Annotated in this window: 12 protein-coding genes; 9 read left to right on the top strand and 3 right to left on the bottom strand. The window is 67.0% G+C overall.

The genetic code is table 11. From position 1 onward, the window contains the following. Window positions 1–447, bottom strand: a complete 447-nt coding sequence (locus tag NFW05_RS17135) for a rhodanese-like domain-containing protein (protein WP_295309794.1) — start codon at window positions 445–447, stop codon at window positions 1–3. A gap of 215 nt (window positions 448–662) precedes the next feature. Here NFW05_RS17135 and NFW05_RS17130 point away from each other — a divergent pair, with 215 nt between their 5' ends. The 4 genes from NFW05_RS17130 to asd all read left to right on the top strand — a co-directional run bounded on the left by NFW05_RS17130 (window position 663) and on the right by asd (window position 6,369). Next, entirely contained in the window at window positions 663–2,504 is a 1,842-nt protein-coding gene (locus tag NFW05_RS17130; RefSeq protein WP_295309792.1) for an FAD-dependent oxidoreductase, read from the top strand. A gap of 13 nt (window positions 2,505–2,517) precedes the next feature. Next, entirely contained in the window at window positions 2,518–4,356 is a 1,839-nt protein-coding gene (locus NFW05_RS17125; RefSeq protein ID WP_295309790.1) for a 2-oxoacid:acceptor oxidoreductase subunit alpha, read from the top strand. A gap of 1 nt (window position 4,357) precedes the next feature. Next, window positions 4,358–5,413, top strand: coding sequence for a 2-oxoacid:ferredoxin oxidoreductase subunit beta (locus tag NFW05_RS17120; RefSeq protein WP_295309789.1), 1,056 nt, complete (start codon window positions 4,358–4,360; stop codon window positions 5,411–5,413). A 107-nt stretch (window positions 5,414–5,520) separates the two neighbouring features. Then, window positions 5,521–6,369 carry an archaetidylserine decarboxylase gene (gene asd, locus NFW05_RS17115; RefSeq protein ID WP_295309787.1) on the top strand — a complete coding sequence of 283 codons (849 nt, stop codon included), beginning with the start codon at window positions 5,521–5,523 and terminating at the stop codon, window positions 6,367–6,369. Between the two features lie 21 nt (window positions 6,370–6,390). On the opposite strand, the gene ald is transcribed toward asd, so the two are convergent. Further along, window positions 6,391–7,509: an alanine dehydrogenase gene (ald, locus tag NFW05_RS17110; protein ID WP_295309785.1), complete on the bottom strand. Its 1,119-nt coding sequence runs from the start codon at window positions 7,507–7,509 to the stop codon at window positions 6,391–6,393. A 279-nt stretch (window positions 7,510–7,788) separates the two neighbouring features. Between ald and NFW05_RS17105 the strand changes: the two genes are divergently transcribed. Together NFW05_RS17105 and NFW05_RS17100 are read left to right on the top strand one after the other, a co-directional pair. Then, a complete protein-coding gene (locus NFW05_RS17105) occupies window positions 7,789–8,436 on the top strand; it encodes a sigma-70 family RNA polymerase sigma factor (RefSeq protein WP_295309783.1) in 648 nt (215 codons plus the stop codon). Then, window positions 8,433–8,663 (top strand): zf-HC2 domain-containing protein, encoded by a 231-nt coding sequence (locus NFW05_RS17100; protein WP_295309782.1) that lies wholly within the window; start codon window positions 8,433–8,435, stop codon window positions 8,661–8,663. Before NFW05_RS17105 ends, NFW05_RS17100 begins: the two co-directional genes overlap by 4 nt. Before the next feature lie 253 nt (window positions 8,664–8,916). Here NFW05_RS17100 and NFW05_RS17095 read toward each other — a convergent pair whose 3' ends face one another. Beyond that, window positions 8,917–10,881, bottom strand: a complete 1,965-nt coding sequence (locus tag NFW05_RS17095; RefSeq protein WP_295309780.1) for a PhoX family phosphatase — start codon at window positions 10,879–10,881, stop codon at window positions 8,917–8,919. 302 nt (window positions 10,882–11,183) lie between these two features. Here NFW05_RS17095 and NFW05_RS17090 point away from each other — a divergent pair, with 302 nt between their 5' ends. The 3 genes from NFW05_RS17090 to NFW05_RS17080 all read left to right on the top strand — a co-directional run bounded on the left by NFW05_RS17090 (window position 11,184) and on the right by NFW05_RS17080 (window position 13,977). Next, window positions 11,184–12,017 carry a nidogen-like domain-containing protein gene (locus NFW05_RS17090; RefSeq protein WP_295309778.1) on the top strand — a complete coding sequence of 278 codons (834 nt, stop codon included), beginning with the start codon at window positions 11,184–11,186 and terminating at the stop codon, window positions 12,015–12,017. A 179-nt stretch (window positions 12,018–12,196) separates the two neighbouring features. Further along, window positions 12,197–13,129, top strand: coding sequence for a UTP--glucose-1-phosphate uridylyltransferase GalU (galU, locus tag NFW05_RS17085; RefSeq protein ID WP_295309777.1), 933 nt, complete (start codon window positions 12,197–12,199; stop codon window positions 13,127–13,129). Between the two features lie 77 nt (window positions 13,130–13,206). Continuing rightward, window positions 13,207–13,977, top strand: a complete 771-nt coding sequence (locus NFW05_RS17080; protein WP_295309775.1) for an Rpn family recombination-promoting nuclease/putative transposase — start codon at window positions 13,207–13,209, stop codon at window positions 13,975–13,977. Window positions 13,978–14,013 lie beyond the last annotated feature (36 nt).

Here is a 14,013-nt window from a genome sequence, read left to right as displayed (position 1 = left end):
TCAGCAGCTGGCCCCGGGTGGGCAGCTGGCCACGGCGGCCGGCGCCGGCGTCATTGGACGGCCTTCGCCGGCCCAACCGCGAATCCCTTCGCTGACGTTGTAGACCTTCTGATAGTCGCCCTGCTCGGCGAGGATCCGGCTTGCCGCGCGCGTCCGGTTGCCGCTGCGGCAGATGACGATCACCGGCTGATTCGCCGGGGCGACGCCGCCCATCTTCTGCAACCAGGCCGGCGCATCGGCTCGTCCGCGTTCGTCGAAAAGCGTGATCAGCCGGCTTCCGGGGACGACGCCGGTCTGCTTCCATTCGGCTTCGGTGCGGATATCGACGAGGGGAACTCCGGCGGCGAGCAGGCGCGCCAGTTCGGCGTTGCCGATGTCGACGACTTCGGCGCGCAGCGCAGCGGCGAACAACAGGGCGAACAGCGGAACGAGCAACCGGGCGATCATCGGTCGGGACTCCCACGGCGAAGAAGACGCGATCTTACACCGCCCCTCAGCCGATGGACACGCACGAAGCGCAGCCGCCGCCGGCAAACTCGGCGGCGCATGTCGGAAGAATACGCCGCGGATCTTCTCACCCCGCCGATCGCGCGCTAGTATGCCGTACTCCTGGGGACAGCGCCCGCGCCCCGGACTCGTTACGAAGAAAGGAGACCTTCGTCTTGAAGCCCACCGATATCGGCGCGCCCGACTACTTCCACAAGGTCGTCGACTGCCAGTGGGCGTGTCCGGCGCACACGCCCGTTCCCGAGTACATCCGCCTGATCGCCGCCGGCCGCTACAGCGACGCGTACATGGTCAACTGGGTGTCGAATGTCTTCCCCGGGATCCTCGGGCGAACCTGCGACCGGCCGTGCGAACCGGCGTGCCGGCGCAGCCGCGTCGAGGACGAGACGCCCGACGGGCGCGAGCGCAGGGAACCGGTGGCCATCTGCCGGCTGAAGCGCGTCGCCGCCGACTACAAGCAGGACGTGCGCGGGCGGATGCCGAAGCCGGCGGCGCAGAAGAACGGGCGGCGGATCGCCTGCGTCGGCGCCGGGCCGGCATCGCTGACCGTCGCGCGCGACCTCGCGCCGCTCGGCTACGAAGTGGTCGTCTACGACGGCGACAGGCTCGCGGGCGGAATGATGCGCACGCAGATCCCGAAGTTCCGTCTGCCCGAACAGGTCATCGACGAGGAGACGGGTTACATCCTCGACCTCGGCGTCGACTTCCGCGGCGGACAGTACGTGCGCTCGCTGCGCGAACTGCTCGCCGAGGGCTACGACGCGGTCTTCGTCGGCTGCGGCGCGCCGCGCGGTCAGGACCTCGACATCCCTGGCCGCAAGGAGGCCGCGAAGTCGATCCACCTGGGTATCGACTGGCTGGCCAACGTCGCCTTCGGGCACGTCAAGTCGATCGGCAAGCGGGTGATCGTCCTCGGGGGCGGCAACACGGCGATGGACTGCTGCCGCTCGGCGCGGCGGCTCGGTGGGCAGGACGTCAAGGTCATCGTCCGCTCGACCTTCGAGCAGATGAAGGCCAGCGCGTGGGAGAAGGAGGACGCGATGCACGAGGGCATCCCGATCCTCAACAACCTCGTGCCCAAGGCTTTTACGCACAACAGCGGCCGGCTCACCGGGGTGACCTTCGAGAAGGTCCGCTCGATCTACGACGAGCGCGGGCGGCGGACGCTGGTTCCCTCGGGCGAGCCGCCGATCCATTACCCGTGCGACGAGGTGCTCGTCGCCGTCGGCCAGGAGAACGCCTTCCCGTGGATCGAGCGCGATCTCGGCATCGAGTTCGACAAATGGGGGCTGCCCAAGCTCGACGAGCGGACGATGCAGTCGACGCTGCCCAACGTCTTCTTCGGCGGCGACGCGGCGTTCGGCCCGAAGAACATCATCTGGGCAGTCGCCCATGGCCACGAGGCCGCCGTGTCGATCGACCGGATGCTCAACGGCGAGGACATGGCCGCGCGTCCGGCACCGGCGACGAGTCTCGTCTCGCAGAAGATGGGCATCCACGCCTGGCGTTACGACAACGCGGTCTCGGTCGACCGCCGCCTGCGCGTGCCGCTGCGCGACCTCAACGCCGCGCTGAAGAACATCCGCGTCGAGGTCGAGCTCGGTTTCGACCCGCAGCTCGCCTTCAAGGAAGCGCAGCGCTGCCTGAACTGCGACGTGCAGACGGTGTTCGCCGGGAAGCTGTGCATCGAGTGCGACGCGTGCATGGACATCTGCCCGATGGACTGCATCAGCTTCACGAGCAATGGCGAAGAAGAGGAACTGCGCCCGCGCCTGCGCGCCCCGGCGCTGAACACGAGCCAGGACCTCTACGTCTCGGACACGCTGAAGACCGGCCGGGTGATGGTCAAGGACGAGGACGTCTGCCTGCACTGCGGCCTTTGTGCCGAACGCTGCCCGACCGGCGCCTGGGACATGCAGAAGTTCCTGCTGGTCATGACCCACGCCGGACCGGCGTGCCGCGACGCCGTCGCGACGCCCGCGCAGGCCGCCGCCTGAGAGAGGAGGACGCATGCAGAAGATCGAGGCAGTCAACGATTTCGTCATCAAGTTCGCGAACATCAACGGCTCGGGGTCGGCGTCGGCCAACGAACTCCTCGCCCGGGCGATCCTGCGCATGGGCGTTCCGGTCTCGCCGCGGAACATCTTTCCGTCGAACATCCAGGGGCTGCCGACCTGGTTCGAGGTGCGCGTCACCGAGCACGGCTACCTCGGCCGGCGCGGCGGCGTCGACCTGATGGTGGCGATGAACCCGCAGAGCTGGGACCAGGACGTCCGCGAGATCGACCCCGGTGGCTACCTGTTCTACGACAGCTCGAAGCCGCTGCCGCGCTCGAAGTTCCGCGACGACATCCACCTGCTGGCGATGCCGCTGACCGAGATCTGCAACGAGACGTACAGCGACGCGCGCGAACGGCAGCTGTTCAGGAACATCATCTACGTCGGCGCGCTCGCCTGGCTGCTCGACGTCGATCCGGCGGAGATCGAGAAGCTCTTCGGCGAGCAGTTTCGCGGCAAGGAGAAGCTGCTCGACTCGAACATCCAGGCGCTGGCGCTCGGCCGCGAGTACGCGCGCGAGCACCTCAAGCCGATCGCGCTGAAGGTCGAACGCCGCGACCGCGTCGGCGAGCGGATTTTCGTCGACGGCAACAGCGCCGCGGCGCTCGGCTGCATCTACGGCGGCGCGATGGTCTGCGCCTGGTATCCGATCACCCCGTCGTCTTCGGTCGCCGAAGCCTTCGAGCGCTACGCGCAGAAGCTGCGCATCGACCCGGCGACCGGCGCGCGACGCTACACGATCGTCCAGGCCGAGGACGAACTCGCCTCGATCGGCATGGTCATCGGCGCCGGCTGGAACGGCGCGCGAGCGTTCACCGCGACCTCCGGGCCGGGGATCTCGCTGATGTCCGAATTCATCGGGCTCGCCTACTTCGCCGAGATCCCGGCGGTGCTGATCAACGTCCAGCGCGGCGGGCCGTCGACGGGAATGCCGACGCGCACGCAGCAGGCCGACCTGATCGCCTGCGCCTACGCGTCGCACGGCGACACGCGGCATGTCCTCCTGTTCCCCGAGGATCCCTACGAGTGCTTCGAGATGTCGGCGCAGGCGCTCGACCTCGCCGAACGCCTGCAGACGCCGGTGTTCGTGATGACCGACCTCGACATCGGCATGAACCAGCGGCTGTGCCGGCCTTTCGCCTGGGACGACAGCCGCGAGTACGACCGCGGCAAGGTGATGACCCGCGAGGCGCTCGACTCCGGCGCCGACTTCGGCCGCTACCTCGACGTCGACGGCGACGGCATCCCCTATCGCACCTACCCGGGTACGCATCCGACGAAAGGCGGCTACTTCACCCGCGGGACGACCAAGAACGCCTACGCCGTGTACTCCGAAGCCGGCGCCGACTACGTGTACAACGTGCAGCGCCTGAAGAAGAAATTCGAGACGGCGAAGTCGCTCGTGCCGCTGCCGGTGCTCACCGCCGCACGGTACCCGGCGCGCTTCGCGGCGATCTTCTACGGGTCGACGAGCCCGGCGATGCACGAGGCGCTCGACGCACTCGCCGACCAGGGGATCTACATCAACGCGCTGCGCGTCTGCGCGTTCCCGTTCCAGGACGAGATCGCCGAGTTCGTCGCCGCGCACTCGAAGGTTTTCGTGCTCGAGCAGAACTGCGACGGGCAACTGGCGACGATGCTGGTCAATGAAGCCGGAGTCAACCCGGCGAGCCTGATTTCGATCCGCCACTACGACGGCACCCCGATCACCGCCCGCTTCATCACCCAGGAAATCGCCGAGCGCGTCTCACGGCTCAACGTGCGCCCGCTCAGAGAGGACATGGTCGCCTGAGATGACCTACATCGCCAAACCCCGACTGCACCACCCGACCCTGGCCAAGAACCGCGTCGGCTATACGCGCCGCGACTACGAAGGCAAGATCTCGACGCTCTGCGCCGGCTGCGGCCACGATTCGATCTCGGCGGCGATCATCCAGGCGTGCTGGGAACTCGACGTCGAGCCGCATCGCGTCGCCAAGCTCTCGGGGATCGGCTGCTCGTCGAAGACGCCCGACTACTTCCTCGGCAACTCGCACGGCTTCAACACCGTGCACGGGCGAATGCCCTCGGTGCTCACCGGCGCGTACCTGGCCAACCGCGAGCTGATCTACCTCGGCGTCTCGGGCGACGGCGACTCGGCGTCGATCGGCCTCGGCCAGTTCGCCCACGTCATGCGCCGCGGCGTCAACATGACCTATCTCGTCGAGAACAACGGCGTCTATGGCCTGACCAAGGGCCAGTTCTCGGCGACCGCCGACAAGGGATCGAAGTCCAAGAAGGGGCAGGTCAACGCCGACGCGCCGATCGACCTGGTCAGCCTCGCGCTGGTCATGGGCGCGACCTTCGTCGCGCGCGGCTTCTCGGGCGACAAGGCGCAGCTCGTGCCGCTGCTCCGCGCGGCGATCGCCCACCAGGGCGCCGCGGTGATCGACATCCTCTCGCCGTGCATCGCCTTCAACAACCATGCCGGCAGCACCAAGAGTTACGACTACGTCCGCGCGCACAACGAGGCGGTCAACCGCCTCGACTTCCTGACCCCGCGCGACGAGATCACCGCCGAGTACGGCGAGGGCCAGTTGATCGAGGTGCGCCAGCACGACGGCTCGATCGTCCGGCTGCGCAAGCTGCACGCCGACTACGACCCGACCGACCGGATCCGCGCGATGGCCTACGTCCAGGAGCACGCGCGGCTCGGCGAACTGGTCACCGGGCTGCTCTATGTCGATCCCGAAGCCTGCGACCTGCACGCGCAGATGAACACCGTCGAGGCGCCGCTGAACCGTCTCGGCGCCGCCGAACTGTGCCCCGGGTCGGCGGCACTCGAGAAGATCAACGCCGCGCTGCGCTGACCGTCGTGCTGGCCGCTGCGCCGCTGCCGCGCAAGCGGCCGGCAGCGCGTACCGGCCCGGGGTGATCGCCCGTATAATCGCGCATCCGTTTCCCGACCCGCGCGATCGTGCCCGACCGTCTCGCCGTACTTGCCCAGTACCTGCTGCCCAAGCTCGCGCTGACCACCGTCGCCGGAAAGTTCGCGGACAGCGAAGCCGGGGCGCTGACCACTGCGGCGATCCGCTGGTTCGTTCGCCGCTACGGCGTCGACCTCGCCGAAGCGGTCGATCCCGACCCGGCGAGCTACCGGACGTTCAACGAATTCTTCACCCGCCCGCTGCGCGCCGGCGCGCGCCCGCTCGCCGACAGCGACTTCGTCTGCCCGGTCGATGGCGCGATCAGCCAGTTCGGGCCGATCGAGATCGACCAGATCTTCCAGGCCAAGGGGCACCGCTACTCGACGACCGCGCTCGTCGGCGGCGACGCGGAACTCGCCGATCGCTTCGTCGACGGCGACTTCGCGACGCTCTACCTGAGTCCGCGCGACTACCACCGGATCCACATGCCGGCCAGCGGCCGTCTGCGGCGCATGATCCACGTGCCCGGAGCGCTCTTCTCGGTCAACCCGGTGACGGCGCGCGGCGTTCCCGACCTCTTCGCGCGCAACGAGCGCGTCGTCTGCGTCTTCGAAGGCGACTGCGGCTGCTTCGTCCTGGTTCTCGTCGGCGCGACGATCGTCGGCAGCATGGCCACCGTCTGGCACGGAACGATCAACCCGCCGCGCCGCGGCGAGATTCGCGAATGGCGCTACGACGAGCGGCCCGTGCTCCTCGAACGTGGCGACGAGATGGGCCGCTTCCAGCTCGGCTCGACGGTCGTCCTGCTCTTCCCGAAACGGACGATCGCCTTCAACCCCGACTGGTCGCCGGAGCGCCCGATCCGCATGGGCGAAGCGATGGGCAGGCGTATCGGCTGAACCGCCGCCCGGCGGGAACGCTCAGCCGCCGATCACCGCGAGCGGATCGCGATGATCGTAGCCGAGGGCCTCGGCGACCTCGCGGCAGGTGACCTGACCGTACGCGACGTTCAGACCGTTGCGCAGGTGCGCGTCCTCGTGCAACGCCTGCCGCCAGCCCTGGTCGGCGATCTGCAGAGCGAAGGGCAGTGTCGCGTTGTTCAGCGCGTAGGTCGAGGTTCGCGGAACGCTGCCGGGCATGTTCGCCACACAGTAATGGACGACGTGGCCGACGAGATAGGTCGGGTCGGTGTGCGTCGTCGCGTGCGCCGTCTCGCTGCACCCGCCCTGGTCGATGGCCACGTCGACGATCACCGAGCCCGGCTTCATCGCCTCGACCATCTGCCGGGTGATCAGTTTCGGCGCCGCCGCGCCGGGGATCAGCACGCCGCCGATGACCAGGTCGGCGCGCAGCACGTGATGCTCGACGTTGTCGCGGTTCGAATAGACCGTGATCACCCGCGCGCCGAACTGCGCCTCGATCCGTCGCAGAACGTCGAGGCTGCGATCGATGATCACCACCTGGGCGCCGCTGCCGGCGGCCATCTGCGCGGCGTTCGTGCCCACGACCCCGCCGCCGAGAATGACGATCTTCGCCGGCGGCACGCCGGCGACTCCGCCGAGCAGGATGCCCATTCCACCGTGCGCCTTTTCCAGGCAGTGCGCACCGGCCTGCACCGACAGCCGGCCGGCGACTTCCGACATCGGCGCGAGCAGCGGCAATCCGCCGCCCGGCTGGGTGACCGTCTCGTAGGCGATGCACACCGCGCCGCTGCGCACGAGGTCGGCGCACTGTTCGGGGTCGGGCGCGAGATGCAGGTAGGTGTACAGGACCTGCCCCTCGCGCAGCATCGCCCGCTCGCCGGCCTGTGGCTCCTTGACCTTGACGATCATCTCCGCCGTCGCAAAAATCTCCTCGGCGCTCCCGACGATGATCGCTCCGGCCTTCTCATAGACCTCGTCGGTCGCGCCGATACCCCGCCCGGCGCCGGCTTCGACGCTCACCCGATGGCCGTGGGCGACCATCTCGCGGACCGACGACGGAGTCAGTCCGACGCGGTATTCATGGTTCTTGATCTCCCTGGGTACGCCGACGTGCATTGCGGTCTCCTTCGAGCGTTGATCGGGGTGCCTATCTTAGGCGATTTGCGGGGCTCGTGCGCTGTGGCCTGTGACCGGCGGCCACTACCGACAGTCACTTTTCGTTTATACTCGAGCGCAACTGACGCAACCCGGCTCATTCGAGCCGTCAGCAGGCTGGGCGAAGAATCAGCGGGCTGCGCCGGACGACCCAACCGGTCCTCTGCCCGGCCGCTTCGCGTGGCAGCAAGGCCCAGGTACGATTCGCCTCCGTCTTTTGCCCTTGGGAGGGGCACAAGCATGAGTCTCGACCAGGATCGTCCCCTCGACGACGGCCCGCGTCCGCCCGGCGGAAACCCTGGCCTGTCGTCCGCCGGCGCCGCGATTGCCGCGGACCTCGCCAGCTTCCGGCCGGACATGCTGCGCTTCGCGCTGCTCCATTTGCGCGAGGTGGCGATGGCCGAAGACGCCGTCCAGGAAGCGACGCTCGCCGCGCTGCAGGGGGCCGAGCGCTTCGCTGGCAGAGCGAGCCTCAAGACCTGGGTGTTCTCGATCCTGCGCAACAAGATCATCGACCTGATCCGGCAAAGGGTGCGCGAACCGGTTTTCGAGGAGCCCGAAGAGGAAATCGGCGAGGCCGAGTTCGACGAGCTCTATGCCGGCAACGGCCACTGGCTCGACGAAAGGCGTCCGAGCGACTGGGGCGATCCTGAAAGAGCCCTTGAAAACAAGCGCTTCTGGCTCGTCTTCGAGGCCTGCCTCGAACACCTTCCGGCAGCCAGTGCGCGTGTCTTCATGATGCGCGAGCTGCTCGGGCTGAGCACGGCCGAGATTTGCGCCGAGCTGTCGATGACCAGCTCGAACTGCTGGGTCGTCCTGCATCGGGCGCGGATGGCGCTGCGCCTGTGCCTCGACCGTCAATGGTTCGCCGGAGGGCGAGACGAATGATGAACTGCAAGCGCGCGGCCCGACTGATGTCCGACGAGCTCGACCGCGACCTCTCCGGCGGCGAGCGCTTCGGCCTTCGCCTGCACCTGCTGCTCTGCGCCGGCTGTCGCACCTACCGCCGGCAGATGGCCTTCCTGCGTCAAGCCTGCGGCCGGCTTGCCCCGGGTGGCGACGGCGCCGGCCGGCCGCCCGCTTCTCCTCCGCGGTCGGCCCACAGCGGCAACTGAGAGGTTGCGAACAAATCGTCACGAGCAGGCCGATATGCCAGGCGCGAGCGAGCGAACGACGAGACATATCAGATAGATAGGCGAGGGCGAAGGCGGGGTTTCGCGCAGCACGCTGCGCGCCGCCGTAGCCGGCCGGCTGTGCAAAGCCGGCCGTGGAGTGCGCGAGTGAGCAACGCCGCAGATTGGCCGCGCAGTAGATTTACTCACAACCTCTGAGCCAACCCCCGGCGGCGGCGACTGGCCCCGTATGCGCTCAGCCGCCGACGACCCCACCGTCGACGCGGCGGATGACCACGGTCGCCGAGCGCGGCCGGCCGCCGGTCACCTCCGGAAACTGGTTCGCCGGCCACGCCGACCCGCCGAGCGGCCGCGCCGGATCGGAACGGCTGCCGGGCAGCTCCCCGGGGTGCTGGACATTGACGAACACGTTGCGACCGTCGGGCGTTCCGGTCAGCCCGGTCATCTCGCAGCCCCTCGGACCGGTCAGGAAGCGCCTGATCCGGCGGCTCGTGACGTCGGCGACGAGCACCTGGTTGTTGCCGATCCGCGCGTAGTCTCCGCCGTCGCCCGAACTCGACGGTGCGTCGGTCTGGATCCACAACCGGCCGTCGCGGTCGAACCAGAGTCCGTCGGGGCTGCCGAAAGCGTCGCCGCGGATGTTGCCGCGCTGCTTCGGATCGGCGTGCCCGGGGTCGCCGCAGAGCACGAAAACGTCCCACGAGAAGGCCATCGCCGCGGCGTCGCCGCCGTCCTCGCGCCAGCGGACGATGTGTCCGAAGACGTTGCCCGGCCGCGGATTGGCAGCGTCGGTATCGACCCGCTGGCGGTTGTGGGTCAGGCTGCAATAGACCTCGCCGCTCTGCGGATGGACGGCGATCCACTCCGGACGATCCATCTTCGTCGCGCCGACATGGTCGGCGGCCAGCCGAGCGTGGATCAGGACCTCCGCCTGGCTGGCGAAGCCGTTTGCCGCATCGAGACCGTTCTCGCCGTGGCGCAGCGCGACCCAGCGACCGTGCCCACCGGCCGCGAAACGCGCCACGTAGAGCGTACCGTCCTCGAGCAGGCGACCGTCTGCGGGTCGCCTGGCCGCAGAGCGTCGCTGCCGGGCATCGAAGCGCTCGCGCGAGACGTACTTGTAAATGTACTCGAAGGCCTCGTCGTCGCCCATATACACGACCACTCGGCCGTCGCGCGCCAGCCGCACCGTCGCCCCTTCGTGCTTGAAGCGGCCGAGCGCCGTATGCTTGACTGGCATCTTCCCGGGATTCCAGGGGTCGATTTCGATCACCCAGCCGAAGCGGTTGGGCTCGTTCGGCTCGCCGGCGACGGCGAAGCGCGGATCGTGCTCGTGCCACCGGTACACCGCCCGCTCGCGGATGCCGTAACGCCGCTGCCCGGCCGTTGGCCGCTCGCTGCCCAGGAAGTAGACGTTGAAGTTCTCCTCGCAGCTCAGGTAGGTTCCCCACGGCGTCACGCCCATCGCGCAGTTGGCCAGCGTGCCGAGGACGCGCTCGCCGCGCGGATCCTCGTGCGTGCGCAGCAACTCGTCGCCGGCGGCCGGACCGTCGATGTGCAGAGGCGTGCGGGCGGTGATCCGCCGCGCATACGGCGACGGACGGACGACCCGCCAGCGGGCCTCGCGCCCCTCTCCCGTCAGGTCGATCTCGACGATCGACACGCCGTGTGCGCATTGCGACTTCAGCGTCTTCTCGGCTGTCCACCCGGCGCGGCCGTCGGGGTGCAGCAGACCCTCGTCGGTGTATTCATGGTTCACGCAGAGCAGGCCATGGCTCGACGAAGCCCGGCCGCGCTCGACGAACGGGAAGAAATGCATCCCGTCGTGATGCATCCCCGCCTGCTCGGCCTGCTCGGCGGCGCTGTTCGACGCGTCGGCGCGGAACACCGGGCCGTCCGAGACCGGGTCGCCCCAGGCGTAGAGCAGTTCAAGCGAATAGCCCTCGGGAACATGGACGAGGTCGTCGGTCGACGCGGCAACCGCCTCGAAAGTCGCCGCGAAACCCGCGGGTAGCCGCTCCTTCCCCGCCGCCCGCGCGGGCAGACCGAGGAACGGCAGCACGCCCCCGGCGAGCCCCATCTGGAGCAACCGCCGCCGCGTCAGGCCGCCGCGCGGGATCGGCACGAGCAGGTCGTTGAGGTGCCGATTGCCGCTCTCGTTGACCGGAGAGGCGTCAGTTCCGCGAGGTTCTTCGTCCATCGATGGCCACTGTCCAAGAGATGCCCAAGGTCGCGGCGGGTCCGCGAATGCTCATTCGAATGACGCTCCCCGCTGCCTCGCGCCGCGCTCGTCGATCGGTCGAAGCGGCGGGACTCCTCCGCCAAGGCCCGGTTCGGGTGTCGACAAATTTTACATCGAGACCCATCGAGGAATTCGTCGATATCATTAAATTAATTATATAGCTGTTTGGCACGCCGTTTGCTTGAGGTTCCGAGGTTTGCTTTCCTCGAATCGAGCATTGTGAGCAGAAAAGATCAATTCATATGAGAAGGAGTACCGACATGTTGCGTGTTCCCTTTAGAAGACTCGCGGTCAGCTCGGCGATCCTCTGCGCGCTTTCTGCCTCGGCGGTCCATGCGGGCGCGGTCCACGACGCCAACCTTTTCACAAACACCGCGAACCTCCAGAACGACGGTTCGACCGGTGCAGTGAACATCGGCTTTTCTGCCAACTTTTTCGGTAGCACCTACACGCAGCTGTACGTAAACGAAAACGGCAACGTCAGCTTCTTGGGGCCGCTGTCGACGTGGTCGCCTTTCAGTCTACTCACCACCTCGATCCCAATGATCGCTCCGTTTTTTGCCGACGTCGATACGAGCAACGCGGCATCCGCCGGGGTGACCTACGGGAGCGGCACGGTGAACGGACGTAACGTCTTTGGCGTGAACTGGGTTTCTACCGACGGGACCACGGGGGTTGGCTACTGGAACTCCAAAGTCGACAAGCGCAACAAGTTCCAGTTGATCCTCACCGACCGCTCCGACGTCGCGGCGGGTGACTTCGACATCGAGTTCAACTACGACCAGATCCTGTGGGAAACCGGCGATGCGAGCGGCGGCATCAATGGGCTCGGTGGCAACCCCTCGGCGCGCGCCGGGTGGTCGAACGGTTCGCCTGTCCACTCCTCCGAACTCGCTGGCTCTGCCATCAACGGCGCGTTCATCGACGGCGGTCCCAACGCGCTGATCAGCAACTCGCTCAACTCGCAGGTCGCCGGCCAGTACATCTTCCAGGTTCGCAACCGCGCGGTGGTGACTGTCCCCGAGCCGGCGAGCATCGCTCTCCTCGGTCTGGCGCTCGCCGGCCTGGGTGCCGCACGCCGCCGCAAAGTCTGATTAAAAACGGGGACAGACCCCATTTTTCTGGGAAGAAAAATGGGGTCTGTCCCCGTTTTTTTTTTGTGGGTCAAGCCCGTAGCCGTGCCACCCGGCGCGACAAAAGTCACGGCCCGCTCAGGAGTGCGCGCTAGAATCGACTTGTCAGGACGCGGCGCCAGGCGCCAGTGGAGAAGCCGATGAAAGCCCAATTCAAGGTCCACAAGGCGGTGTTTCCCGTCGCCGGTCTCGGAACGCGATTCCTGCCGGCAACCAAGGCCAGCCCGAAGGAAATGCTCGCCGTCGTGGACAAGCCGCTGATCCAGTACGCCGTCGAGGAAGCGTACGCGGCCGGAATCCGCGAGATGATCTTCGTCACGGGCCGCAACAAGCGTGCGATCGAAGACCACTTCGACACCGCCTACGAGCTCGAGGCCGAGCTCGTCACATCGGGCAAGGACGAGCTGATGGCCCTCCTCCGCTCGATCAAGCCCGACGACATGGACTGCGTGTACGTTCGCCAGCCGAGAGCGCTGGGTCTCGGCCACGCCGTCCTGTGCGCCGAACGTCTGGTCCGCGACGAGCCCTTCGCGGTGCTGCTCGCCGACGACCTGATGATCGGCGACCCACCGATCATGCAACAGATGACCGGTCTGTTCGGCAAGCACCAGTGCAGCATTCTCGCCGTACAGGAGGTCCCGAGGAATCAGACCAACCGCTATGGCATCGTCAAGGGTCAGGCGATTTCGTCCGATCTGGTGAACATCGAGGGCCTGATCGAGAAGCCGCACCCATCGGTCGCCCCGTCGAACCTCGCCGTGGCTGGGCGCTACATCCTGACGCCGGCGATTTTCGACCGGATACGCGAGCAGCCGCGTGGCGCCGGCGGCGAGATCCAGCTCACCGACGGCATCGCCGGCCTGCTCGGCAACGAGCCCGTCCTGGCCTATCGCTATCACGGCCGACGCTACGACTGCGGCAGCAAGCTCGGCCTGCTCCAGGCGAGTGTCGTCCTTGGCGAGACCCACCCCGAACTCGGGCGCGAGTTTGCCGCCTGGCTCAAGGATCGCCAGAAGCTCTCGCAGGCGTACATCGAAGACAGCCTGTACTGGCGGCAGTACGACCGGCAATAGAAAAAAAAAAACGGGGACAGACCCCATTTTCTCGCGGAGAAAATGGGGTCTGTCCCCGTTTTTTCTCCCTGGATCTGTTGCGTTACCGCCTGCGGATCTGGGAACAATGGCTGAACGCCGGGAATTCAGGTCGCTTGCCGGTGGTCGTACCGGTCGTGGTCTATCATGGCACGGCGAAATGGCACGTCAGCCGACAGTTCGCCGATGAAGTCGAGAACTGCCCGGCGCTGCGCGCCTATGTACCGGCCTGCGTCTATCAGCTGATCGACCTCAGCGAATACCCGGACGACCAACTGCGCGGCGCCGTCCTGCTGCACACGGCGCTGCTGACCCTGAAGTACATCTTCCGTGAAGAGCTGCGCCAGCGTGTGCCCGAGATTCTGGCCCTTCTGCGCGATCTGGAGCAGAGTTCGAACGGGTTGGACTACATCCGCACGCTTTTGCGCTACCTCGCGCAAGCGGCGAAAATCGACCGCTTGAGCCCGGACGAGTTGTCCCGGGCGGTGACCCAAACGTTGAGTTCTGGAGGTGAACTGATGCTGACGATTGCTGAGCAATGGGAACAACAGGCGATGGAACGAGGCATTCAGAAAGGGATCGAGCAAGGAATCGAGCAAGGAATCGAGCGAGGAATCGAGCGAGGGATCGAGCGAGGGATCGAGCAAGGCGAGGCACGGCTGCTGAAGCAGTTGCTGACCTGGCGCTTCGGATCGTTGCCGGCCTGGGTCGAGAGCCGCCTCACAGGCGCTGATCCGGCCCGCCTGGAAGCATGGGCGAAGCGCGCGAACCCGGGGTCAGGTCTTGACATTTGCTTCCCTCTCGCCCACCTGCGGTGCGTGTCAAGATAGTTGTCGCCTGAGTTCATGCTGCCAAAGGCATACTTC

This window comes from Accumulibacter sp., from assembly GCF_023806625.1.
Classification (GTDB): domain Bacteria; phylum Pseudomonadota; class Gammaproteobacteria; order Burkholderiales; family Rhodocyclaceae; genus Accumulibacter.
This window is presented reverse-complemented; position numbering and strand designations above follow the sequence as displayed.

Bases quoted from the DNA above. Each gene is read 5' to 3' on its own strand.
- NFW05_RS17135 (WP_295309794.1), bottom strand. From the start codon at position 447: ATGATCGCCCGGTTGCTCGTTCCGCTGTTCGCCCTGTTGTTCGCCGCT.
- NFW05_RS17125 (WP_295309790.1), top strand. From the start codon at position 2,518: ATGCAGAAGATCGAGGCAGTCAACGATTTCGTCATCAAGTTCGCGAAC.
- NFW05_RS17120 (WP_295309789.1), top strand. From the start codon at position 4,358: ATGACCTACATCGCCAAACCCCGACTGCACCACCCGACCCTGGCCAAG.
- ald (WP_295309785.1), bottom strand. From the start codon at position 7,509: ATGCACGTCGGCGTACCCAGGGAGATCAAGAACCATGAATACCGCGTC.
- NFW05_RS17105 (WP_295309783.1), top strand. From the start codon at position 7,789: ATGAGTCTCGACCAGGATCGTCCCCTCGACGACGGCCCGCGTCCGCCC.
- NFW05_RS17100 (WP_295309782.1), top strand. From the start codon at position 8,433: ATGATGAACTGCAAGCGCGCGGCCCGACTGATGTCCGACGAGCTCGAC.
- NFW05_RS17095 (WP_295309780.1), bottom strand. From the start codon at position 10,881: ATGGACGAAGAACCTCGCGGAACTGACGCCTCTCCGGTCAACGAGAGC.
- NFW05_RS17090 (WP_295309778.1), top strand. From the start codon at position 11,184: ATGTTGCGTGTTCCCTTTAGAAGACTCGCGGTCAGCTCGGCGATCCTC.
- galU (WP_295309777.1), top strand. From the start codon at position 12,197: ATGAAAGCCCAATTCAAGGTCCACAAGGCGGTGTTTCCCGTCGCCGGT.